Raw genomic sequence first — 21,901 nt, forward strand, 5'->3', positions numbered from 1 at the left:
GGCCCCGCGCGAACCACTCAGATGACGCGCGCGGTGAAGAACGCGGTGTGGATCGCGTCGTACACCCGGCCCGGACGCAACGCCGAGCCGATCACGTGCACATCAATTCCGGCACTGCGCAATTCGTCGGCGAGCTCGTTCGACGCCGGAACCCGTCCCAGTGCCGTGACCACCGTGTCGGCGGGCAGTAGTTCGTCGCCGTCGGCGCTGCGGATCGCGACGCCGTCGGCGCTCACTTCGCTCACCCGTGCCCCGGTGCGAATCCGCACTCCGGCTCGTTGCAGGAACTGCGGCAGTTTCAGCACGTCGTAGATCACCTCGTCCCCGGTGAGCAGCGAATCCTGTTGCTCCACAACGGTGACCTCGGTATCGCTCATCTCCGCGACCCGCAGCGCGGTCTCGCACCCCTGCAGCCCACCGCCGATCACCACCACGCGCCCGTGCAGCGGCGTCTGCGCGCGCACGTGCGCCGCATGCACGTGCGGCACCTCCGCGGCGATCGGAAAGTCCGGTTCGCGCAGCGGTGCTCCGGTGGCGACGACCACCGCGTCCACGCCGCCGGCGACGAGTTCCGCGGCTGTGGCACGGGCCGGTACCACCGCGATGTCGCGGCGGCGTACCTCGTGCACGAGATGAGTCACCAAGGCCGCGATATCCTGTTTGACCGTGGACCCCAGCGCATGGGTGAGCAAGCCGCCGAGCTCACCGGGTTCGAACAGCCGCACCTCGTGCCCGCGGTCGCTCAGCACCGCCGCACTGCGCAGGCCGGCGGGTCCTCCGCCCACGACCGCGACCGATTTCCTGGTGCCGGACACGGTGATCGGGAAACGGCCCTCCTCGGTGACCGACGGGTTCACGGTGCAACCGACGGAACGCCCCTTGTCGACGCCCCGATGCAGACAACCGTCGTTGCAGCGGATACAGGGCACGATCTCGAGCGTCCGGCCCGCCTGCGCCTTGCGCGTCCAGTCCGGATCGGCGAGCATCGCGCGACCCAGTGACACGAAATCGGCGGAGCCGGAGGCGATGACGTCGTTGGCAATCTCCGGGGAGACCAGCGAACCCGAACCGATCACCGGAATCGACAGCTCGGGCCGGAATTTCTCCCAGCCCCAGCGGTGCGGTGCGCGGGTATTGAACCAGGGACTGACCTCCCACTCCATCGTGGCGTGGTGACCACCGGAGGCGTGGATGACATCGACGCCGTGCGCTTCCAGCAACCGGCACAGCTCCACGGTCTCCTCGATCGGAATACCGTCGGGCTCGTAGTCGGTCACCGAGACGCGCACGCTCAGGGGAAAGTCCCGCGGTACCGCGGCGCGGATGGCGTCGACGATCCGGACCAGGATCCGGGACCGGTTCGCGAAACTGCCGCCGTAGTCGTCAGTACGTGAATTCGTATGCGGCGAAAGGAAATTGGTGATCAAATACCCGTGACCGGCATGCACCTCGACCAGATCGAAACGGGCCTTCCAGGCTCGCAGTGCGGCCTGCGCGAACGCGGTGACGATATCGTCGATCTCGGCGACGGTCACCGGCTGCGGGATCACCCCGGCCACGGCTTCGACGTAATCCCAGGAACTGTCGGTGGCCGATTTGATCGGTGCCGTGCCGAGGAATTTCTGGCGGCCGCCGTGAGCCAATTGCAGGCCGATCTTGGCGCCGGTGGCGTGCACCTCGTCGACGAGCCAGCCCCATCCCGCGATGTGCTCGTGCCGGCTCATTCCGGGCTGGTTGTGGATCGCCTTGCTGGCGTCGTCGTCGACGTAGGTGTATTCGGTCATGATCAGGCCGACACCACCCTCACCGAGACGGCGATAGTGGTCGACGGTGCGCCGGCTGATCGTGCCGTCCATATTGGCGGTCGCGCTGCTGTTCGGTGATTTCACCACGCGATTGCGAAGTTCGACCGGGCCGATGCGGCCGGGCCGGAAAAGAGCATCGAAGCTCATGGGAATCTCGATTCGTAAGGGGGCCGAGGGAATTCGAGAAATAGAAACTCGGGGAATTCGGGATCTACGGGGCGAGCAGCGCCCCCGCGCGCGGGACGACCGGATCGAGGTCGAGGCTGCGCAGCAAGCGCCACGTGGTCGCCGCGGCCGCCGAAAGCACCGGGATGTCGAACTGCCGTTGCACCTCGTCGAGGATCGGCAGCGACGGCATCTGCACACAGGCGCTGATCACCAACGCCTCCGCGTCGGAGGTGTCGACAGTGCGGGCGTGTTCGAGCAGATTGCGCGGATCCAGGCGCCCGACGGCCAGATTGTCGGCGACCTCGAGGCTCAGCGAATCCACCACCTCGAAGCCCTCGTGCTCGATATAGTCACACACGGTCGCGGTCAGTGGCTTCAGGTACGGCGTGACGACGGCGATCTTGCGCACGTTCAAATGTGCCAGCGCCTCGGTCAGCGCGCCCGCGGAGGAAAGCACCGGAATCGCTTCGCCGGCTTCTTCTTTCGCGATCTGCGCCAGTTTGGATTCGGAGACCGTGTGATAGCCGCGGCTCTGCGCCATGATCGCCACCAGGCAGGCGTAAGCCATCACGTCGACGCGGGCGTCGGCGAGTTCGGCGGCGCAGCGCAGCGAATCGCTGTCCATCTGGGTCAGCTGCTCCGGCGTCACGTGCTGCATGCGCATCCGTGAGGAATGGAAGGTGAACTGTTCCTCGGGTCGCACCTCGGCGCGCGCCCGCAGCATGGCCGGAATCTCCGTTTCCATGGTGGTGTTGGAGCTGGGCACGATCATGCCCACGCGTTTCGTCGTCATCGACTGGCTACCTTCGTCATCGAGTGGTGAAAGGGTCATTCGTCGGCCGCACCCAGTCCTTCGGCGATCAACCGGGTGAAGAACTGGGGTGCCTGCCCCGCGACGACCTCGAGGGCCATGGCGTCGAGCAGGATGTGCGCGCCCGTGCGCGGCACGTGGATCTCGAGGCGTTCCCCGTTGCGGGTCCACACCTTGCGGAATCGGACACCGGTGAATTCGTTTCCGACTCCGGACCATTCGCCGGCCCGGATCACCCCGGTCGGCAGATCGCCGGCATCCGGCTCACTCATCGCGCCACCTCCGCAGCGCGGCCCGACAGACGCAGTACGCGCGGATCGGCGTCGTACTCGCCCGCGCCGCGGCGACCGGCGAGAACGGGCAGGCCGGCGCGCGCCCGGGTGACGGCTTCGAGATCGAGTTCGACCACTCGCACCGCCTCCGGATCCTCTCCCAGATCCGCGAGGACATCGCCCCACGGCGACACCACGAGCGCATGCCCGTAGGTGGCGAACGCGTCCGCGAACTCGGGGTCCGGCGAATGCACGGTCGCCGGCGCGACCACATAGGCCAGATTCTCGATCGCCCGCGCGCGCAGCAGGGTGTGCCAGTGCGCGGCACCGGTCGACTGCACGAACGCCGCCGGCACCAGCAGCACCTGCGCACCGGCTACCGCCAGTGCGCGAGACAGTTCGGGGAAGCGCACGTCGTAGCAGATGGTCAGGCCGATGCGGATGCCGTCGAGATCCAGCAGAACCGGCCCGGCGCCGGGCCGCTCGACCGTCGATGCCTCGAAGGACCGGCCGCCGATCCGGGCATCGAACAGGTGCATCTTGTCGTAGCGTCCGACCAGTTCGCCGGCGGCGTCGATCACCAGCGCCGAGTTGTAGGTCGCCTCGGCGGTGCGGTTCTTCATCCCGCCCAGCACCACCGCCACCCCGTGGGTGGCGGCAGCCCGGCGCAACTGCCGGATCTCGGTGGCGTCCTCGTGCAGGGCTGCCTCGCGCATCTGCACGTTGGTTCCCAGCATCAGGCCGTTCTCCGGCAGCGTCACCAGTTGTGCCCCGGCGGCCGCGGCCCGTTCGATCAATCGGAGGGCGGTGGCCAGGTTGGCGGCGACATCGGTGGTCGCGTGCCACTGGGTCAGGCCCACCTTCAGCGTCCGCGCGGTCATGACGCCTGCCCCGCCGCGACTGCCGCCGTGGCCTGGCTCCGCGCGCGGGCGAGATCCATGTTCACCACGGTCCAGCCGCCACCGGAGGCCTCCATCGGCTCGTAGGTGTACACGGTGCCGTGCACGCCGGGTCCGATCAGCCCGAGCATGATCATCCAATTCTGGATCTCGTACTGGCCGTGCTCGAGCAGCGGGTAGGGCTCGAGCGAGCACAGGTCCAGACCGCGCCCGGTCTCCAGCAGCTTCAGGATGTAGGTGTCGAATTCGACGTCCACGCCGCCGAAGTGCCCGGGATCCAGCCAGTGCGACAGGCCGCCGGTGGCCAGGAACGCCACCTTCAGGCCCGAGCGCGTCACCACACCCCGCAGCGCCTCACCGAAGCGGCGCGCGTTGAACGGGGAGAAGCTGCGGTGCGGCTGGGTGATGATCGGGATCACCGGCAGATCCGGGCGCGGCAGCACCAGCCGCAGCGGCACGATCAGCCCGTGGTCGAGGTCGACGCGCTCGGCCTCCTCGACCTCGAGGTCGGCCGCGCGCACGGCGGCGGCCAATTCGCCTGCGAAATCAGGCATTCCGGTGAGGTTCAGATCCAGATCGCCGCGCTTGAAGAACTCCATCGAGCCGGTGTGACCCGAGCCGGTGCCGATCACGTTGTGGCCGGTCTCGAAGCTCTGGAAGTGGCAATCAGCCGTCACCAGCACGACGTCGGGATCGGCTGCGATCAGATCGCGACGCAGACGTTCGTAGCCGTCCAGCAACCGCGCCACCGCATCGTCGGGATCGATCTCGGGGCGCGCCAGCAGATCCGGCACGTGAGAGCAGCCACCGGCGAAGACCACACCGCCGGGTACGTCCGGATCGGCCCGTGGCAGCGTGTCGTCGACGATGAATCCGCCGCGGCTGGCTGCGTCACCCAGATCGTCGTTGAACCAGCGGCTCACCAGAATGGTCAGGCCGTCGTTGAGTCCGATGGCGCGCAACCGATCTCGGTTACCGGACAGAATGGTCTCGGCCCATTCCTGATCGACGCCCAGTAGTTCCGGCGCGCGCGAGGGCTGCGCCTTCACCTGCTCGAGCAGTTCGGGGTCGCGGGCCATCGCCAGGACGGCCCGTTCGATCGCGTTCTTGTCCACGGGCACTGTCCTCACTCCTGTTCGACGAGGGCGCCGTCGCGGACCACTGCCACACCGTCGATCTCGACGGTGCAGCCGCGCATCGGCACATCCAGATGGGCGGGCGTCTCGCGGTCGGCGAACCGGTTGGAACCGGTCGACCACATGAAATTGCCTGCGGTGGAACGCAATTCCTGACCGTAGAGCGAGCGGGGGTCGTAGACGTCGAACGCCGACCACCGCGCGTGCGGCAGCACACCCCAGCCCATGTGGCTGGTGGCCCACACCTCGTCGTCGCCCCAGGCCCGGAAGTAGTCGTCGAGAACGTGCGCGTCGGTGCCGGTACCGGAGATCCTCGTGATGTAGCCCTTCTCGACCTCGATGGTGACCGTGTCCTGGACGTAACGCTGCCAGGGGATCAGCGCGTCGCCGGGCTGCAACACGATGCGGCCCTCGGCGGTGCGGTCGTTCGGGAAGCAGGCGACGAAACCCGAAGGCCAGTGGTCCCAGCGGCCAGGCTCGTCGACATAACCCCACTGGTGGGTGATGGGCAGGTCGGTCCCGGAGATGTCGGCAGTCAGATCGGTGCCGGCGGCACTGGTCACATGCAGCGTCGATCCGGCACGCAGCTTCCGGCCACCCGCCTCGACGGTCCTGCGTAAGTTCTCGTCGCCCATCAGGCGTTCCAGCACGTCGTTCGGCTCGGCCACGAACAACATCCGCTTGCCGTTCCCGGTGATCCGGGTGCGCACATCGGAATGGATCAGCCCGCCGACGGTGACGTCGACGACGAAATCGCACTCCCCCGCCGCGGCCAGCAGCGGCGCGACCTCGCGGCCGTCGGGCCGGTAGGGCGGCAGCATCGGATTGGACAGGCTGGACGCGTGCAGCACCAGCACACCGGCGCCCAGCTGCCGTGCCGCGGCCACGGCGGATTCGACGTACTCGGTCTTCTGTCCGAGTTCGGCGATCACCGCCACGGTCTCGTCGGCGTTCACCTTGCACAGCCGGAACTGTTCGACGAAGTTCTCGGTCAGGGTTTTCGGCATGATTACTTCCTTCTCGGTGACGAAACGTGTTCTCCGGCCGGGTTTTTCACCTGGCCGACGACTCAGTGCGCGGCCCGCACGGCGCCGCCGTCGACCGACAGCGAGGTGCCGGTGATGAACGACGCGCGCGCCGACGCGAGGAATGCGACCGCGTCGGCGATCTCACTCGCCTCCGCCCACCGGCCGGCCGGGATATCGGCGACGACACGCGCGATCTCCTCTTCCACGGTGGTGCCGTTGCGATCGGACTTCATCTCGACGATCCCCTGCATCCGGTCGGTTCCGGTGGCGCCGGGCATGATCTGGTTCACTCGCACGCCCGCCGGAGCCAGTTCGCTCGCAAGGTTCTTGACGAACGCCGAGGCGGCCGACCGGTACGCCGCGGACAGCACCCCACCCGAGGCGGGCTGGCGCACCCAGGTCGAGGACAGCAGAATGATCGCGCCGGCTCCCTTGTCGCGCATGACCCGACCGGCCGCGGTGGCGAGTTGCACCACCGGACGCAGCAGGGTGTCGTGGGCCGCGGCCCAGTCGTCCCATTCGGCGTCCAGCGCCGGCACGATCCGCGGCCCGGGGGTGTTGAGCACCACGACGTCCACCGCACCGTGGGCGGCCACCACCGTGTCGACGAGGGCCGCGGTGGCCTGGGCATCACCCAGATCGTGGGCGAACGGCACGATGGACCCGCTGCCGACGGTTTCGGGTTCGCCGGTCGCGCTGCGCGCGGCCGCGATCACCGTCATCCCTTCGGCGGCCAGCCGTTCGGCCGTTGCCCGGCCGATGCCTCGGGAGGCGGCCGTCACCAGCGCCACACCGTTTTCCAGACCCAGATACACAATTTCTCCTTCAGCTGATCGATCGTCGTGCCGCCGCGGCACCCGGCCGGTGTGCCGGATTCAGATCTCGCGTATCGCGTGCTCGGCGCACAGCGAGATCACCCGCCGCACCAGGGGCTCGTCGGGTTCCGCGACGCTGCCGTCGCCGACGGCCGCGGCATATCCCCAGTCGTCGGAGCGAAAGACACTGGGACACATGTCGAAACACGTCCCATACCCGTCGCATTTGGTGTTGTCCACGATCACCCGCATACTCACCACTCCTTCCGTGTGTCGCGACGCGCGAGTTCTTCCACGCCGCTGCGAGCCAGCGCCGCCGCGCCGTCGATGAGGCCGCACACGCCACGGCCGGGCAGGTCCGAACCCCAGCGGGTCAGGTCCGTCATATGCCGGGCGGCATCCTCACCACGCAGGATCTGCCGGTACGCCCGTGCGATCGCCTTCGTGCCGGTGAAGCACGAACCGCATTGCAGGGCACTCTCGTTCTGGAACCAGACGGCGAGCTCGGCTGCCAGCGCGACCAGATCGTCCTCGGGCCCCAGGACCGTGATCGCGCCGCAGCCGAGACCGGTGCCCGCCGCACGCATCGCGTCGTAGCAGCAGGACAGCGCACCCACGTCGCCGAGCGAGATTCCGTTGAACCAGCCGCCGAGCAGCGCGCCCGTCATCGGCACCGCCCCGCCACCGGCGACGGCAACCAGATCCGAAATCGTTGTGCCCAAGGGCATTTCGTAGACACCGGGTGCCGTGACGCGGCCGGTGACAGTGAACAGTGCTGTACCACGCGACGCCGCGGTACCCGCACGGGCGAATTCGGCGGCACCGTAACGGCGAATCCACGCCGCGTGCGCGAAGGTCTCCACATTGCTCACCAGAGTCGGCAGACCGCGCACACCCACCTCGAACGGGCGAGGCGGCTTGCTGACCGGTTTCGCCGGGCGGCCGTTGATGGACGCCACGACCGCCGACTCCTCGCCCGCCACATATCCCGGGGGCGCCTCGTGTACCCGCAGCACCACCCCCGGCGGAACCAGCCCTGCCGCAACGACTTCGGCGACAGCGGCACGGACCGATACCAGCACCGCGGGCTCGGAGGCGTACACGACGGCCTCGCCGGATCCGGTGACGACCGCGGCCGTCAGCAGCCCGTCGAGCACCAGATACGGCCGGCGGGTGAGCAGCCACGCGTCCTTACTCGACGCGGGTTCACCCTCGTGGCCGTTGGCGACGACCACACTGTCCGGACTCGCCGCCACGGCCGACCATTTGCGGTAGGCGGGGAATCCGGCGCCGCCGCGACCGCGAAGACCCGAGCGGGCCAGCTCCGCCAGGAATTCCGCGGATTCGACCGCGGGGCCGAAGAATCCGAGTTCCCGCTCGTCGGCGAGCCCCCAGCCGGGAGATTCGACGCCGGGCACGACCAGCCTGCCCGGCAGATCCCCGGCCACGCGGGCCGGTGTGTCGAGGCTCGGCGCGAGGTGCAGCGCCGATCGGAGAGCAGTGGTCATAGCAGCCCCTTGACGATCGCGTGTGCGGTGGCGAGTGGGATCACGTCGCCGTATTTGGCGTCGATGTCCAGCAGTGCGGCCCGGTGCGGTGCCTCCTCGCGGTCGCCCACACACTCCCGGACGACGAAGGCGGGCAGGTCGGCCGCGCAGGCGTCGACCACGGTGGCGCGGACACAGCCGGAGGTCGTCGCACCGGTGACGAGCACCGTGTCGACGCCGGCAGCGGCCAACCATCGGGCCAGATCGGTACCGGAGAACGCGGAGGCCGCTTGTTTGACCACCAGCGGGTCATCCTCGCGCCGGCCGAGCCGGTGATCGATCCGCACGCTGCGCTCACCGTTTCGCAGTCCCCGCATCGCGGGCATCTTGCGCAACCAGGTTCCGGCGGTACTGTCGCCGTCCACCGGGAAGGCGATGGTCGTGAAGTAGACCGGCACGTCGTGCTCGTGCGCCGCGTCCACCAGTTCCCGGGTCGCGGTGACAACCGCGTCCATCTCGAAGCCCGGACCGTACTGCGCCTCGGTGAATCCGTACTGCAGATCGACCACGACCAGCGCGGGATGTGTTCCGGGAGTGAGTGTTCCGAGCAGGCCGCCCTCCCGGTACCGGGCCCGGACCTGCTCGTCGTCCGCGCCGCTCAAAACTCGTGCTCCGGCCACTGGCCCGGTTCGGCGCGCATCAGATCCGCGTAGTAGGCGTACATATTGCGCTGGACGCCCTCTTCGTAGCGGGTCCAGTAGACCTTTCCGGGCCCGGGCCAGTCCTGCACCGGATGAGCCATGCCGACGCCCGGCATGCCCATCTCGTAGTTCAATTCGAAGTCCAGCAACTCCGCCGCGACCGAACGGCCGGTGCGCCCGACAGTGATCCACGGCTCGGTGTCGTCCATCTCGAAGGCGCCGCCGAGGGAGAAGGTGCCGAGTCCGGCACGGTAGGCGCGGTCCTTCTGCTCGAGCGTCATGTTCTTGTAGCCGAGGAACCAGTTCCACATCTCGACCTGACCGGGCCCCTTCGGCTGCCAGCACCGCACGGTCAGCACACCGGTCGGCGCATGGGTGGCGCCGTCCTCGGTCATCGGCAGCGCCAGGATGGAGAAGTTGGGGAAGACGTTTCCGACGAATACCCGCGAGCGGCGAGCCACCTCGAGCTGGTGGGCGGAAATGTTGGCGGTGTCGAAATTCTCCGCGAGGCTGTCGGGGAATCCGAAGTATCTCGGACCGGGTTCATCGGGGTCCTCGGCCATCGAGAACGACAGCGAATGTCCGGGCGAGGCCTGGATGTGGTACCCCATCATGTTCTCGCTGAACGGCACCGGGAAGGCACCGATCGCATAGACCGACTTGTGCAGTGTGCCGAGGTGGTAATCGTCGCCGGAGAAATTATCGGCGCCGGATTTCCAGTTGGCGTCGAGGACGAAACGCTGTGGCTTGCCCAGCACTTCCACACCGTCTTTGTCGAGGCCGAACAACAGGTCCATGTACCACGCCATACCGCCCAGATACTCCCGCAACGGCGGCGCGCCTGGGTCGAGCGTCGCGAAGATCAGGCCGTGGAAGGATTCCACCTGCGCCGCTTTGGCCAGCCCGTTGTCCGCCTTGCTCATAGCACCGAAGGCGTTCTTCCACAGCGGCGCACCGACCAGGCTGCCGTCCGAGGAGTAGGTCCAGCCGTGGTACGGGCAGCGGAAGTGTGAGGTGTTGCCGGAGTCGGCCCGGCAGATCTGGACGCCGCGGTGTTTGCAGGCGTCGAACAGGACGTGGATGGCACCGTTCTCGTCTCGGGTCACGACGAACGAATCCTCCCCGATCCGGCGCACGACATAATCGCCGTTCGCCTCGATCTCGGATTCGTGCGCCATGTAAACCCAGGCCCGTCCGAATATCTTGCGCAGCTCCGCCTGATGCACCTCGGCATTTCCGAAAATACCTGCGGGGATCCGCCCCTCGGGCAGTCCCGATTCGATCCGATCCATCAAGGTCCGGACCCGCGGCGACAGTGAGGGTTCCCGTATCGCGGTCATAGTTGTGTAACTCCTGGGCTGAAATCGAGCGAACTATCTGGCGAACGAGGTCGCTCAGAAGAAAAGAGACAGATTGTGGGTGCCGATCACCGTCAAGTCCAGATAGACCACCCGGTGCAGCAATCTGAGCCGCCCGTCTTCGCGGCGAAGCACATCGCGGCGCTCACCCGAAAGCATCTGGGGAACGGTCTGGTCCTGGCGCGTGCGGTAGATGAGGGTATTACTGCGCCCGATGATCAGGTCGGCATCGCCGCTCTCGTGCTCGAGCACGCGAATGTTGGAAACGAAGTGCCGCACCCGTGACGGCGGATCCTCGGCCCACGCGTACGCGGTCTCACCACGGGCAACTCGCGATTCGAGCGACCCCAGGTTCTCGTTCAGGTGATAGGAGACGTCCGAGAAGCCGAAACCGCGTGCCCGCTCGACGGTTTCACGAATCGGCACCTGGTACAGGATGTCGCGGCTGACCAGGTCGGTCAGCCACTGCCGCTCGTTCAGGTCGTCGAGCAGTTCCGCCTCGTAGAAGTAGAAGTCGACGACCTCCGCATAGCGCGGGTCGTTGGATGCGAGCCGGCGTTGCGCCACCGTCTGCTGCTGGGTCATGCGATCCCCTCAAAGTGTATACACTTCTGGATGCAGATCAGTGTGACGGAAGATTCACCCCCGCGCAAGGGTTGAACTACAACTGGTTACTTGCGCGCAACATTCGCGCCGGAGCGCCAGCGACTCTGGCGACGTACGCGCAGGTCGGATTTGTATGCGTCGAGTGCGCTGACGCGGTATCCGGTGCGGTTGTTGACCTGACCAGTAGCTCGTCGGCCGATGCAGCGCGAGCGAAGCGGCGTGCGGTGCCGCGGGCCAGGCCGAACTCGCGGCAGATAGCGCGAATGCTGGCACCCTGGTCCAGCAGGGCGTGGACCTCGGTCCATCGCCGGCGGGTGCGCACCGCGGTGCGATCGTTGCGCTGCGCTGGTTGCACAGCCCTCTGGAAGTATTTGCGCGGCAACATCATTGATGTCGGGCCGCTACGCCGGTTCGGGTTCGGCAACGGCGGCGAGCAGGCTCGCGCGAGGACGGGCCACGGTGCGTTCGATCGCCTCGCCGAGGTTGTGCAGGATGGCACTCAGGTGCCCGCCTGGAGCCGGTCGACCAGCTCCGTGCGGCGGAATGCCGGGGACCAGGACGCGGTCGGTGATCACCGCGTCCAGGTGCCGTCGGGGTGGGATGCCACCGAACCGTGCAGTTACGGACGATTCGAAGTCACCTGTGGGGCGGTCTCGTAATCTGGTCTCGCTCGGGAGCGGTGCGGACTACAGATGGCGAGTCCCCGCTGAACGTCGTTGCCTTGGATAGCAATTCGTGTATGAATGCATGTAGAGCAGGCAGTCGGGGGCCCTGTGGTTCGGCCGAAGAGGAACCCCGAGACCAGCAGGAATGCACTCGACAAGATCTCTGGCGCAGGGGTGTGTGTGAACCTCGCGAAGATCAGCGCTACGGCCGATACACCCAGTCAGCGACCACGCGGGCATCGAAACCGAGGCGCTTGTGAAATGCGATGAGCCCCGATTGTTCGGTGAGGTGATGGCCTCGGGGACGACCGCGCCCTGTCGCCGCACGTGCGATGCACCCCGCGTCGATCCTCCTGATGCCTCAGTCGTCCTGCGGGGTCGCTGATTCGTGCCAGCGGTGCAGCAACAGCCACTCGATCAGCGTGACGAGGCCGAAAAGGACGAGGGCGATCACGCTCGCGACGATGACTGCGGCGAACAGCTGCGGAGTCTGCAGTTGGTTCGCGTACCGGGTGATCGCGTAGCCGAGGCCACCGGCGCCGCCTCCGATGCCCGCGGCGAACTCGCCGACGATGGCGCCGATCGCGCCCGAACTGGCGCCTATCTTCAGTCCGGTCATGATCTGCGGCACGGCGTGCGGGATCCGCAGGGAGAACAGCTGAGTGCGCGGCGGCGCCCCGGCCATCCGGTACAGCTGTACCAGGTTCCGGTCGGTCGAGCGCAGTCCCTGGAGCGTGTTCGCCGCGACGGGGAACACCGCCAGCATGGCCGCGATGATGATGTTCGTCGCATTGCCCGCGCCGAACCAGACCACGAAGATCGGCGCGACCGCGATGATCGGCACGGTCTGCAGGATCACCAGGTAGGGGTAGACACCGAGCTCCGCGACACGCCACCGCGCCATGACGAGTGCCACGGCGAAACCACTGACTGCGGCGAGCAGGAATCCGAGATATGCCTCCTTGATCGTGACGATCGCCGGCTCGACGAGGTCGCTCGCGCCGGTTCGCAGCGCATCGAGGACGTCGAGGGGCCCGGGCACGAGATAGGCCGGTTGTCCGGTCGCCTTGACCGCGAGCTGCCACAGGGCGATCGCCACGACCGCGAACACAACCGGGATCCCGATGCGGACCAGCTGTTTGGCCCGGCTGCGCCGCGGCGGCCGCACCAGCTCCCGGTCGTCGGCGACGTCAGGGTGTTCCGCCGCCGGTTCCATCACGGTCACGGCGGCGGCCGGATTCTCTTGTGCTACATGGACAGAGCGTGTCATCGAACCATTCCTCTAATGCGTACCGGCGAGCATGCCGGCGATCTCACGTTCCATCTCGGCCAGCGCGTCACGGTCACGCGGCGCCGCGGGGTCGGCCGTTGGGGGGCTCGGGGACGTCAGGACCTGCTCGACCCGGCCCGGATGGGCGGCCATCACGACCACACGGTGAGCGATGTTCACCGCTTCGGTGATGGAGTGGGTGATGAACAGGGCCGAGAAGTCCTGCAACCGCCACAGATCGAGCAGCACGTCGGACATGTGCGCGCGGGTGAACTCGTCCAGGGCCGCGAACGGCTCGTCGAAGTACATGATCTTCGGTGCGCTCGTGATCGCCCTCGCCAGCGAGACCCGCATCTTCATCCCGCCGGACAGCTGCCGGGGCAGCGCACTCGCGAAGTCCGTCAGTCCGACCGTCTCGATCGCCTGCCGCGCGGCCGAACGGCGTTGCTGCTTCGGCATTTTCTTCAGCTTCGCGACGAGCTCGACGTTGCTCCGGACGTTGCGCCACGCCAGCAACGTCGGATCCTGGAACACGTACGCCTGCTCGGTGGCGTGCCGGGTGAGCGTGCCGCGGCTGACCTCGGTGAGCCCGGCGGCCATGCGCAGCACGGTCGTCTTGCCGCACCCGGAGGGGCCCACGATGGACACGATCTCGCCGGTGCTCACCGTGAGGTCCAGGGGCGTGATCGCGTGGTAACCGTTGCGGAAGACCTTCTCCACCCCGCGGAACTCGAGCATCGGGGCCCGTTCGCGCGTCCCGGAGGTCGTCGTCGTCTCGGTGGCGCTGGTCGTCATCGGTACGTGATGGGGTCGTAGGAACCGCTCGGGGCGGCCGGTTGCTCGGCGGCGGGGGCCAGGTTGCCGGTCACGTCGAAGTCCGCGACGTCGTCGACCGAAATCGACTTCTTCACGACACCGAGCGTTCGCATCTGGTCGATCAACGCCTGCCAACGTTCCCGGTTCATCGCGCCGATCCGCCGCGCGCCGTCGCCCGCCAGGATGTACTTGCGCTGCGCGTCCCATTCGAACCACACCAGCGCGGCGTCCAAGGTTTTGTCGACGTCCTTGGTCAGGTGGGCGTTGACGTCCGTGGCGACCTCGACGTCACCGACGTAGTCACGCCAGCCCTGGTTGCTCGCGGACACGAACTTCTTCACGATGTCCGGCTGAGTCTTCAGGAAGTTGTCCGTGACGTAGGTGACCGTGTTGTACGGGTTGAAGCCGATGTCGGAGAACGGGAGGAACTTCACCGCCGCACCCTGCTCATGGGCGACGTACGGCTCGTTCGAGGCGATGCCCTGCTGGACGAGCTTGTCGTCGTGCAGGAAGTTGGCCAGGCTGCCGGTGTACTGCTGCTGGGCGAAGGTGATGCCGAGCGTCTTCTTCGCCCACTCCGGGCCCAGCACACCCGGCGAGTTGAGCCACGTCATGCCCGCGGTGTCTTTCAGGCTGCCGATGCCGGTGTCCGCGTGCACCATCATGCCGGTGGCGCTGTCCTGCATGATCGCGTTGACGGCCTTCAGGGGGATCCCTTGTTCGCGGGCAGCGACGATCTCGTTGGATCCGGAGCCGGTGATGCCGAACTGCACTTTGCCACTCGCGACCAACTGCGTTCCCGAGACCTGCGGGCCGCCCGGTTCGATCGTGACGTCCAGGCCCGCGGTCTTGTAGTAGCCGAGTTGCTGTGCGGCGTAGAACCCGCCGCTCTCGGCGGTGGGCAACCAGCCCAGGACCACCGTCACCTTGGTCAGCCCGTCCGCGCTCTTGGCAACGGTGCCTGCCGTGCTCGAACAGCCCGTCAGGACGAGAGCCGCGGCGGCCGCGACAACGGCGACGCCACGCAATCTGGTGAGTATCTTCGACAAGGTGATCTCCTCGGTGGGTGATGAACTCGACGCCTGACCCGACTGCTGCGGGTTGCGGAGGTAGGTGAACTTCGTTCGGGCTCAAGGTAAGACGACGGTGTAACGCGATCGTTCGGCGATAATTGCGCCGACGTTTCACACCGACCGGTTCGGTTACTTCCTGAGTCAGCTCACGATCGCGAGCGCTGGATTGACGATGGTCAGCTCGTCGAACTGCTGCTCGCCCACGCCGCGAGCCAGCAGACGGGGACGGATGTTGCTGGACAGGTGGCTCAGCCCCCAACCGCCGTAGTGGGTGAACTGCGGTTTCATCGCGATATCGTGGCTCATCAGGAGCTGCCCGCCGAAACCGGCGTCCAGCAGCGACAGCAGCAGGTCGATGCGATGATGGTCGAACGATCGCAAGGGATACTCGTCACCCCGGCGCGCGGAGCTGGCCCACTGTTCCATCCCCCAGGTGTCGAGCTCGACCCAGCAGCCGCGCCGGGCGACCTCGAAGGCGAATTCCGGCTCCGGGCGCTCGTCGCAGTGGCTGATGATCAGTTTGGCCGGATCCACGCCCAGGGCCAGTACCTCGTCGATCACCGGCAGCGTTGCGAGTGGATCGGGGTAGATCGTGCGATGGATGTTCAGCGCCAGTCCGGATTCGAGCTGAGCCAGTGCCGCGCCGCGGACCACCTTGCGCTCGTCCGAGGTGGCCGGATTGCCGGTGCCGATCTCGCCGATGACACCCGGACGCACGCCGGTCGCACCGGCACCGTCGCTGATCTCCTCGAGCAGCACATCCCGGATCACCTCGGCCGAACAGTGCCGCACATACGGCGAATGTGAGTGTTCGACGTACTCCCCGCACCCCATCACGACCGTGACGCCGGTCAGTTCGGACAGCGCGCGCAACGCCTGCGGATCTCTGCCATAGCCGGAGATGCCCAGATCGACGACCGTGGTTCCGCCCACGGCCGCGAAACCGGCCAGTTCCTCGCGTGCGACCTCGAAGTCGAGCTGCTGCATCGCCGATCGGTAGGAGAACGGCTCCAGCTGGACCGCCCCGTGCAGCTCCGCCCGGTAGGGCCGGGTGTACTTCGTGAGCTGCTCCACGTCGGACGGGTAGATCCACTGTGTGCCCGCGTTCGCGATCAGATGCTCGTGCGGCAGTGTCACGCCCAAGGCGGTGGCCGCCACCGGACCGGTCACGCTCATCACGGACTTCCCGTTGAGCGCGCTCCCATTCACGACTCCACCTCGCCGACACTCGGCTCCGTCGAACACGGGACACGCTGTGCCCGTGGTTCGTTCGGCTGCGCTGCACTCACGACTCCACCTCGCCGGAGTTCGTCGTGCGCGGGGCCGCGCTGTGTTGATCGTTCGCTCATGCGACCGCTCCGGTCTGCGCGGAGGCATCGACCGGGATGCCCGCGCGACGCCGCACCTCGGCGATCAGCTCGGCTTGCTCGGCGGACGCGGTGAGCGCGTTCTGTCTGCCGGTGACCGGGGCGAGCAGGCATCCCGCCACGCCGTCGGTCTCGTGCAGCTCCCGCACGGTCTCAGCGGCGATGTCCAGGCCGGTGTCCTGTGGATCCTTGGCGTGGCGCAACCGTTCGAGGATCTGTTCGGGAATCGAGAATCCGCGCAGCCCGGCGTTCACCGCCCGCGCGATCGGCTCGCTCGGCATGATCGCGACACCGCCGAGCAGCGCGAAGGGACGCTCGTCGCCGCGCAGGTCGTTGACCCCGGCGATGAACTCCCGCCAGCGGGGCAGGTCGAAAATATGTTGCGTGACAATGAAATCCGCGCCCACACGCACCTTGCGCAGGGCCTGCCGCGGGCGGTCGCCCAGGGGTGGGGCGAACGGGTGGGCCACGCTGCCGAGGTGCAGATCGGGTTTGACCTCCACCGCTCGGCCGTTGTCGAATCGGCCTTCGGTGCGCAGCCGGTCCGCGATCGCCAGCAGGCGCGGGCTGTCCAGATCGAACACCGCTGTCGCCGAGGGTGAGTCACCGACCAGAACATGGTTGCCGGTGACCAGCAACGCATCCCGGACGCCCAGACTGGCCGCGCCCAGCAGATCACCTTGTAGGGCAATCCGATTGCGGTCGCGGCAGCCGAAGGTGGGCATCACCTCGAGTCCGGCCGCCTTCAGGTGCGCCACCGCCGCAATGTTTCCCATATGCACGTTGGCGCCGGAGTGATCGGTGACCGACACGATGTCCGCGACGTCCGACACCACGCGGGCCGCTTCGACGAACGTGCTCGCATCGGCGCTGTCCGCGCCGTTCACCTCGGCGATCACGGCGAAGCGTCCCGAGTCCAAGCGCTGTTTGAACCGGCTGCCCGCACCGGCGGGGCCCGGCGCGGAAAGATCCGCCAGGAACGCGGTTTCGTCCGCCGCACGCCGCGCCGCCAGGCCGGGATCGAGGAATACACACGTGCTTTCCGGCGCGGTCTCGCAGCCGCCGTCTGCGAAAACCCCGCCGCAGGGACCGATTTTCATGGATTTGGGACAGTTATAGTGAACGGGCAGCGCGGTCTGCATGGTCGTCCTCGATTCGGATTGTGGAGAGTTCAGCGGAATGGCTGCGTCGTCAGTGCGGGTTGGAGTGGCGGTCCCGGCAGCGGACCGGGATGAAGGATGGATCGGCGGCGCGTGGCACGCGGTCGACCGCCTCACCGCGACCGGGCTGGACGTCGAGGCCGCGATCGGCGACATACCTCGCGGATGGCTCGGCCCTACCGCACCCGATGTCGTTGTGCTGCACGGCATCCAGTACTGCGACGGGGCACTCGAACTGCTCGGTGCGACGGAGAGCGCCGTCCGGTCGGTGATCCTGAGCGACGTCCCGCTGGAGTACACCGACGGGGCAGCGGAGCCGCCGCCCGGCCTCACTCTCGTGGACTGGCGCTGGTGGGTGGGCGCGGAGCACGCGGGCCGGGCCGCGGCAACGGAGACGGCGGGGCCGATCGGTTTCGTCGCGGGGCCCGCGGTGCCGACACAGCGGCGAACGGCGGCCGCTTTCGTCCGAGGCGTGTCCGAGGTGGACGAGCGGCGGCAGGTCGTCCTGATGCACCTGCCCGATTTCCGTGACGTCGACCGGGGCGCGGCCACCGGCGAGAACCTGGTCCGGCATTTCGAGTGCGGCCTGGTCGCGCATTCGGCCGACGAGGCGGGCGCCGCGGCAACGGCTGCTGCCCGAGCGCTCGGCGCGGCGACCTATGGATTCCTCACCCCGGTCGGCGACGACGCGGCGAGCATCCGAAGCGCGATCGCGCCGGTGGTTGAAAACCTGGTCCGCACGGCTGTAGCCGGAACGAAACTGCCCGCGGTTCATACGTGCAGTTGGGAGGCCGGTGAGATCTGGCTCGAACGCGCACCTTCGTGACGACGCCGGGAGTACGGGGAGAAGCACACCCCGAAGGTAAGACAGCGTTGTAAAGGTCTCGGGTCGCAGCGGTTTCATTCCTGTTGCGTCACAGGATGATTCGGCGAGCACCGGCACATCGGCCGGGTTACCCTGCTTTCTCACCACCAGAGGTACCGCGGCAACCGAACGGGAGCATCGATGGCAGACAGGGCAGGATCCGATTCGCTCCACGAGCAATTGCAGCGCATTTGCCGTGAAGCGGCGGAGATGGGGACGCCCCTGCCGCCGGAGATCGAACTGGCCCGGCGACTGGGCGTGTCCCGGCCCATGGTGCGCGAGGCGCTGGTGGGTCTGGAAGCGCACGGGCTGGTCGCCCGCCGGGCTCACCAGGGCACGTTCCCCAACGTGAGCGCCTTCTCCGTGGCGTTGCGGATCGACCAGTCCTACGAGCTGTCGAACCTGCTCGAGGACGCCGGTTTCGCGGTCGAGGTGGATGTGATCAGCGTCGAATGGTCCGCCCTGAACGATGTCGAGGCCGCGGATCTCGCGGTGCCGACCGGATCGGAATGCCTGCGAGTGGTCAAGCGCTGGCTCGGCGACGGCACGCCCCGGATCGCCGCCGAGGACGTGATCCCCGCGCGGCGGCGCGACGACGTCGTCTTCGACACCGAATATTCCGTCTTCCAGACCGTCGAGGCGCTGCGGGGCGAGTCGGTGGAGTGGGAGTCCGCGAAGATCGGGGCGGTGGTCCCCGAGGGCGCGTGGCGTGAGGTGCTGGCACTCGACGACGCCCGCCCGGCCCTATCGATCACGCTGGTGGGAGCGTCGCTGCACGGCACGCGCCTGTACCGCGCACACGAGTTGCATCTGATGGACGGCGTGGAGTACGGGATGGTCCGCCGGGCCGTGCGTCGCGGGTAGCGCACGGTCGTTTCGTTTCACGGGCATAAACGTCGCGTAATTGCGCCGTCATGGCGCTGTCTGACCATGGATCGCACGCGAGAAGTCGCGAACGCACCCTTGCCCATCGAGGAGTTCCCTTGGCCGAAGCACCTGTGGTGAAACACGTCGACGACCTCGTCGCACGCCTCATCGCACCCACCGACCTCGTCAAACTCGTGCCGTTGACCGGTCCTGCCGACGGCTCGCCCGCGAGCGTGTTCTTCGAGATCTGGGAGCCCGGCGGAGCGCAACCGAAGAACTCCCACCCGGAATCGGTCGAGATCTTCCTGATCCTCAACGGTGCGGCCGAGGCCACGAGCGACGAGCACACGGTGCGACTCACCCGGGGTGACGTCCTGGTGCTACCCAAGGGATCGACGCACACGATCCGGAACACCTCGCCGACCGAACGCCTCTACGCGGTCACGATCATGGCGACCGACAACGAGGGTTCCCTCCCGGACGGATTCGAGCACCTGGTGACCACGGGCACCCCGACGACGTTCGACGACCAGGACAAGCAGGCGATCTTCGCCGGTCTCCGGCAGTCATGATCCGCCGGTCCTGGCTTCGTTCCGCAACACACGTCGACCTGCATCCCCCGGCCCCCGCGCCGCGCATCCGCGGCCTTCCCGCCCGGCCGCAGCAACTCGGCCTCGACCTGCACCGAGCCGCCGTGGTGGTGATCGATATGCAGAACGACTTCTGCCATCCCGAAGGATGGCTCGGCTCCCTCGGCGTGGACGTTTCCGGTCCTCGCGCGGCCATCGAGCCCTGCCGGGCGTTGACCGAATCGGCCCGTGCCGCCGGCATTCCCGTCGTGTGGCTCAACTGGGGCAACCGGCCGGATCGGGCGAACCTGCCCGCGAACGTGGTCCACGTGTACGACCCGGACGGCTCCGGCGGCGGTATCGGCGACGCGGTCGGGCGCAGCGACGCGGTCCTCACGGCCGGGAGCTGGGGCGCCGCCGTCGTCGACGAGCTGACCGTCGCCGACGAGGACATCCAGGTGGCGAAGTACCGGATGAGCGGCTTCTTCGACACCGAACTCGACAGCGTGCTGCGCCTGCGCGGAGTCGACACACTGCTGTTCGCCGGTGTCAACGCCGACCAATGTGTGCTGTCAACGCTGTCCGACGCCGCCTGCCTCGGCTACAACACCGTGCTCGTCGAGGGCGCGGCCACCACCTCCTCACCCGCCTTCTGTCTCGAGGCCACCGTCTACAACGTGCGCCAGTGCTTCGGTTTCACCGCGGCATGGCAGGACGTCGTCGCCATGCTGGAAGAACCCGATGTCTGAGCACACCCCGCGGCGAACCTCGTCGCTGCTGATCGCACACGCCCGGCTGATCACCGGCGCCCCGCCGGAGTCCGGCCTCCCCTACTACCTGGACGACGGGTGGGTACGGATCGAGCACGGGATCGTGACCGAACTCGGCGAAGGCACTCCGGTCCACGGCGATCTTCCCCTGCTCGACGCCGCGGGCAAGTTCGTGGCGCCCGGTTTCGTCTCCTCGCACAGCCACCTGTGGACCTCGGGCCTGCGCGGGCTCGCCGCCGATGACCAGCTCTACGACTGGGCGAACGTCGTGATGAGCGCCGCCCGCGAAGCCACCCTCGACCAGATCTACTGGGCGACGCTGCACGGCGCTTTCGACTTCCTCAACGCGGGCGTCACCACGGCGTTCGACTTCACCGACCCGCGCGAACCGTGGGCGGACATGATCGATGGCCACCGCACCGAACCCGGCCCTGGCCTGCGGCCGCTCGAGCACATCCTGCGTCAGATCGACGCCAAGTACGACGCCGGAATCCGGTTCGTCAACGCCACCCGCCCGGACTCCGACATCGGCACCTTCGCCGAGATCCGCGAACGGTTCCGCGCAACGGTGGAGTACGTGCTGGGACTGGACCGTCGCTACGCGCTGGCCGCCGCCGTCATGGGCGGGGTCCAGTGGGCCGAGAACCGCGACGCCGCGCGGCACGAGGTCGCGCTGATGCGGGAGTTCGGCGTCATCAACCAGGCACATTTTCTGGAGACGTCGGTGGCGCTCGAGCGGCAGCGGGCGAAGTTCGACTGGTACGACAGCGCGGGCGCGCTGGGGCCGGATTTCATCTTCGGTCATTTCGTGCACGCGACACCGGAGTTCATCGCACGGACCGCGGCGACCGGCGCACGAATGAGCTGGCAGGCTGCCGCCAACGGACGACTGGGCTCGGGTGTGGCGGACATCCCGGCCTTGGCACGGGCGGGCATCGAGATCGGCATGGGACTGGACGACCAGGCTTGCTCGGACCTCGCCGATCCCTGGCAGAACATGCGCATCGGCGCGTACAGCGTGCGGGCGAGCACGCAGGATCCGGCCGCGATCTCGATGCGGCGCGTCCTGGAGATGCACACGCTGGGTTCGGCCCGGATCCTGGGCATCGACGACCGCGTCGGCAGTCTGGAACCCGGCAAGTTCGCCGATTTCGTGCTCGTCGACCCCACCGCTCCCGACGTCGGCCCCTTGTGGCGACCGGTCGACGCGTACGTGCTGTCCTGCGGGCTGCGCAATCTCGTCGGCGTCTACCTGGGAGGCACGATGATCAGTGACGGGCGCCGGGCACTGTCCCCACTGGCAGCCGAGGCGAGCAGGCGGCTGCGCCTCGACGGGCTGGCGCCCGCGACCCGAGCGGCCGTGTGAATCCGGACGCGACGGATTCGACTGTGC

Annotated in this window: 24 protein-coding genes; 5 read left to right on the plus strand and 19 right to left on the minus strand. The window is 67.6% G+C overall.

Annotated elements, in window-relative coordinates; all coding sequences use genetic code 11:
• Positions 1–17 precede the first annotated feature (17 nt).
• From AC5WS7_RS33840 to AC5WS7_RS33930, 19 genes are all read right to left on the minus strand, one after another.
• Complete coding sequence (locus tag AC5WS7_RS33840; protein ID WP_495958692.1) at positions 18–1,952, minus strand: oxidoreductase; 1,935 nt, start codon at positions 1,950–1,952, stop codon at positions 18–20.
• A gap of 64 nt (positions 1,953–2,016) precedes the next feature.
• The gene (locus AC5WS7_RS33845) at positions 2,017–2,766 is read right to left on the minus strand and encodes a maleate cis-trans isomerase family protein (RefSeq protein ID WP_495958693.1); all 750 of its coding nucleotides are present in this window, start codon (positions 2,764–2,766) and stop codon (positions 2,017–2,019) included.
• A gap of 35 nt (positions 2,767–2,801) precedes the next feature.
• Entirely contained in the window at positions 2,802–3,056 is a 255-nt protein-coding gene (locus AC5WS7_RS33850; protein WP_495958694.1) for a hypothetical protein, read from the minus strand.
• Positions 3,053–3,937 carry a nitrilase-related carbon-nitrogen hydrolase gene (locus tag AC5WS7_RS33855; RefSeq protein WP_495958695.1) on the minus strand — a complete coding sequence of 295 codons (885 nt, stop codon included), beginning with the start codon at positions 3,935–3,937 and terminating at the stop codon, positions 3,053–3,055. Before AC5WS7_RS33855 ends, AC5WS7_RS33850 begins: the two co-directional genes overlap by 4 nt.
• Positions 3,934–5,076 (minus strand): DODA-type extradiol aromatic ring-opening family dioxygenase, encoded by a 1,143-nt coding sequence (locus AC5WS7_RS33860; RefSeq protein WP_495958696.1) that lies wholly within the window; start codon positions 5,074–5,076, stop codon positions 3,934–3,936. Before AC5WS7_RS33860 ends, AC5WS7_RS33855 begins: the two co-directional genes overlap by 4 nt.
• Positions 5,077–5,081: 5 nt before the next feature.
• Positions 5,082–6,098, minus strand: coding sequence for a 2,5-dihydroxypyridine 5,6-dioxygenase NicX family protein (locus tag AC5WS7_RS33865; RefSeq protein WP_495958697.1), 1,017 nt, complete (start codon positions 6,096–6,098; stop codon positions 5,082–5,084).
• 62 nt (positions 6,099–6,160) lie between these two features.
• Positions 6,161–6,934: an SDR family oxidoreductase gene (locus tag AC5WS7_RS33870; RefSeq protein ID WP_495958698.1), complete on the minus strand. Its 774-nt coding sequence runs from the start codon at positions 6,932–6,934 to the stop codon at positions 6,161–6,163.
• Positions 6,935–6,994: 60 nt separating this feature from the next.
• Entirely contained in the window at positions 6,995–7,186 is a 192-nt protein-coding gene (locus tag AC5WS7_RS33875) for a ferredoxin (protein ID WP_495958699.1), read from the minus strand.
• A 2-nt stretch (positions 7,187–7,188) separates the two neighbouring features.
• On the minus strand, positions 7,189–8,442 hold the full coding sequence (locus AC5WS7_RS33880) for an NADH-ubiquinone oxidoreductase-F iron-sulfur binding region domain-containing protein (protein ID WP_495958700.1): 1,254 nt from the start codon (positions 8,440–8,442) through the stop codon (positions 7,189–7,191).
• Positions 8,439–9,083: an isochorismatase family protein gene (locus AC5WS7_RS33885; protein ID WP_495958701.1), complete on the minus strand. Its 645-nt coding sequence runs from the start codon at positions 9,081–9,083 to the stop codon at positions 8,439–8,441. The genes AC5WS7_RS33880 and AC5WS7_RS33885 overlap by 4 nt, the downstream gene beginning before the upstream one ends.
• Complete coding sequence (locus AC5WS7_RS33890; RefSeq protein WP_495958702.1) at positions 9,080–10,462, minus strand: aromatic ring-hydroxylating oxygenase subunit alpha; 1,383 nt, start codon at positions 10,460–10,462, stop codon at positions 9,080–9,082. The genes AC5WS7_RS33885 and AC5WS7_RS33890 overlap by 4 nt, the downstream gene beginning before the upstream one ends.
• A 54-nt stretch (positions 10,463–10,516) precedes the next feature.
• Positions 10,517–11,065 (minus strand): aromatic-ring-hydroxylating dioxygenase subunit beta, encoded by a 549-nt coding sequence (locus tag AC5WS7_RS33895; RefSeq protein ID WP_495958703.1) that lies wholly within the window; start codon positions 11,063–11,065, stop codon positions 10,517–10,519.
• A gap of 76 nt (positions 11,066–11,141) precedes the next feature.
• Entirely contained in the window at positions 11,142–11,474 is a 333-nt protein-coding gene (locus AC5WS7_RS33900; protein ID WP_495958704.1) for a helix-turn-helix domain-containing protein, read from the minus strand.
• A gap of 13 nt (positions 11,475–11,487) precedes the next feature.
• The gene (locus AC5WS7_RS33905; RefSeq protein ID WP_495958705.1) at positions 11,488–11,661 is read right to left on the minus strand and encodes a hypothetical protein; all 174 of its coding nucleotides are present in this window, start codon (positions 11,659–11,661) and stop codon (positions 11,488–11,490) included.
• Between the two features lie 451 nt (positions 11,662–12,112).
• Positions 12,113–13,021, minus strand: coding sequence for an ABC transporter permease (locus tag AC5WS7_RS33910; RefSeq protein ID WP_495958706.1), 909 nt, complete (start codon positions 13,019–13,021; stop codon positions 12,113–12,115).
• 12 nt (positions 13,022–13,033) lie between these two features.
• Positions 13,034–13,816 carry an ABC transporter ATP-binding protein gene (locus AC5WS7_RS33915; protein WP_495958707.1) on the minus strand — a complete coding sequence of 261 codons (783 nt, stop codon included), beginning with the start codon at positions 13,814–13,816 and terminating at the stop codon, positions 13,034–13,036.
• Positions 13,813–14,886, minus strand: coding sequence for an ABC transporter substrate-binding protein (locus tag AC5WS7_RS33920; protein WP_495958708.1), 1,074 nt, complete (start codon positions 14,884–14,886; stop codon positions 13,813–13,815). Before AC5WS7_RS33920 ends, AC5WS7_RS33915 begins: the two co-directional genes overlap by 4 nt.
• Before the next feature lie 165 nt (positions 14,887–15,051).
• On the minus strand, positions 15,052–16,119 hold the full coding sequence (locus AC5WS7_RS33925; RefSeq protein WP_495958709.1) for a phosphotriesterase family protein: 1,068 nt from the start codon (positions 16,117–16,119) through the stop codon (positions 15,052–15,054).
• Positions 16,120–16,255: 136 nt separating this feature from the next.
• Positions 16,256–17,419: a methylenetetrahydrofolate reductase C-terminal domain-containing protein gene (locus AC5WS7_RS33930; protein ID WP_495958710.1), complete on the minus strand. Its 1,164-nt coding sequence runs from the start codon at positions 17,417–17,419 to the stop codon at positions 16,256–16,258.
• A gap of 37 nt (positions 17,420–17,456) precedes the next feature.
• Here AC5WS7_RS33930 and AC5WS7_RS33935 point away from each other — a divergent pair, with 37 nt between their 5' ends.
• The 5 genes from AC5WS7_RS33935 (at position 17,457) to AC5WS7_RS33955 (ending at position 21,874) form a co-directional block, all read left to right on the plus strand.
• Positions 17,457–18,263: a BMP family ABC transporter substrate-binding protein gene (locus AC5WS7_RS33935; protein WP_495958711.1), complete on the plus strand. Its 807-nt coding sequence runs from the start codon at positions 17,457–17,459 to the stop codon at positions 18,261–18,263.
• A gap of 249 nt (positions 18,264–18,512) precedes the next feature.
• Entirely contained in the window at positions 18,513–19,166 is a 654-nt protein-coding gene (locus AC5WS7_RS33940) for a GntR family transcriptional regulator (protein ID WP_495958712.1), read from the plus strand.
• Between the two features lie 119 nt (positions 19,167–19,285).
• Positions 19,286–19,741, plus strand: coding sequence for a cupin domain-containing protein (locus tag AC5WS7_RS33945; protein WP_495958713.1), 456 nt, complete (start codon positions 19,286–19,288; stop codon positions 19,739–19,741).
• Positions 19,738–20,487 (plus strand): cysteine hydrolase family protein, encoded by a 750-nt coding sequence (locus tag AC5WS7_RS33950; RefSeq protein ID WP_495958714.1) that lies wholly within the window; start codon positions 19,738–19,740, stop codon positions 20,485–20,487. Before AC5WS7_RS33945 ends, AC5WS7_RS33950 begins: the two co-directional genes overlap by 4 nt.
• On the plus strand, positions 20,480–21,874 hold the full coding sequence (locus AC5WS7_RS33955; RefSeq protein ID WP_495958715.1) for an amidohydrolase family protein: 1,395 nt from the start codon (positions 20,480–20,482) through the stop codon (positions 21,872–21,874). The genes AC5WS7_RS33950 and AC5WS7_RS33955 overlap by 8 nt, the downstream gene beginning before the upstream one ends.
• Positions 21,875–21,901: the final 27 nt, after the last annotated feature.

It is taken from the genome of Nocardia sp. PLKS1-43 (genome assembly GCF_059510335.1).

Bases quoted from the DNA above. Each gene is read 5' to 3' on its own strand.
- AC5WS7_RS33840 (WP_495958692.1), bottom strand. From the start codon at position 1,952: ATGAGCTTCGATGCTCTTTTCCGGCCCGGCCGCATCGGCCCGGTCGAA.
- AC5WS7_RS33950 (WP_495958714.1), top strand. From the start codon at position 19,738: ATGATCCGCCGGTCCTGGCTTCGTTCCGCAACACACGTCGACCTGCAT.
- AC5WS7_RS33935 (WP_495958711.1), top strand. From the start codon at position 17,457: ATGGCTGCGTCGTCAGTGCGGGTTGGAGTGGCGGTCCCGGCAGCGGAC.
- AC5WS7_RS33900 (WP_495958704.1), bottom strand. From the start codon at position 11,474: ATGATGTTGCCGCGCAAATACTTCCAGAGGGCTGTGCAACCAGCGCAG.
- AC5WS7_RS33875 (WP_495958699.1), bottom strand. From the start codon at position 7,186: ATGCGGGTGATCGTGGACAACACCAAATGCGACGGGTATGGGACGTGT.
- AC5WS7_RS33915 (WP_495958707.1), bottom strand. From the start codon at position 13,816: ATGACGACCAGCGCCACCGAGACGACGACGACCTCCGGGACGCGCGAA.
- AC5WS7_RS33940 (WP_495958712.1), top strand. From the start codon at position 18,513: ATGGGGACGCCCCTGCCGCCGGAGATCGAACTGGCCCGGCGACTGGGC.
- AC5WS7_RS33880 (WP_495958700.1), bottom strand. From the start codon at position 8,442: ATGACCACTGCTCTCCGATCGGCGCTGCACCTCGCGCCGAGCCTCGAC.
- AC5WS7_RS33910 (WP_495958706.1), bottom strand. From the start codon at position 13,021: ATGACACGCTCTGTCCATGTAGCACAAGAGAATCCGGCCGCCGCCGTG.
- AC5WS7_RS33855 (WP_495958695.1), bottom strand. From the start codon at position 3,937: ATGACCGCGCGGACGCTGAAGGTGGGCCTGACCCAGTGGCACGCGACC.
- AC5WS7_RS33890 (WP_495958702.1), bottom strand. From the start codon at position 10,462: ATGACCGCGATACGGGAACCCTCACTGTCGCCGCGGGTCCGGACCTTG.
- AC5WS7_RS33850 (WP_495958694.1), bottom strand. From the start codon at position 3,056: ATGAGTGAGCCGGATGCCGGCGATCTGCCGACCGGGGTGATCCGGGCC.
- AC5WS7_RS33930 (WP_495958710.1), bottom strand. From the start codon at position 17,419: ATGCAGACCGCGCTGCCCGTTCACTATAACTGTCCCAAATCCATGAAA.
- AC5WS7_RS33865 (WP_495958697.1), bottom strand. From the start codon at position 6,098: ATGCCGAAAACCCTGACCGAGAACTTCGTCGAACAGTTCCGGCTGTGC.
- AC5WS7_RS33955 (WP_495958715.1), top strand. From the start codon at position 20,480: ATGTCTGAGCACACCCCGCGGCGAACCTCGTCGCTGCTGATCGCACAC.
- AC5WS7_RS33895 (WP_495958703.1), bottom strand. From the start codon at position 11,065: ATGACCCAGCAGCAGACGGTGGCGCAACGCCGGCTCGCATCCAACGAC.
- AC5WS7_RS33845 (WP_495958693.1), bottom strand. From the start codon at position 2,766: ATGACGACGAAACGCGTGGGCATGATCGTGCCCAGCTCCAACACCACC.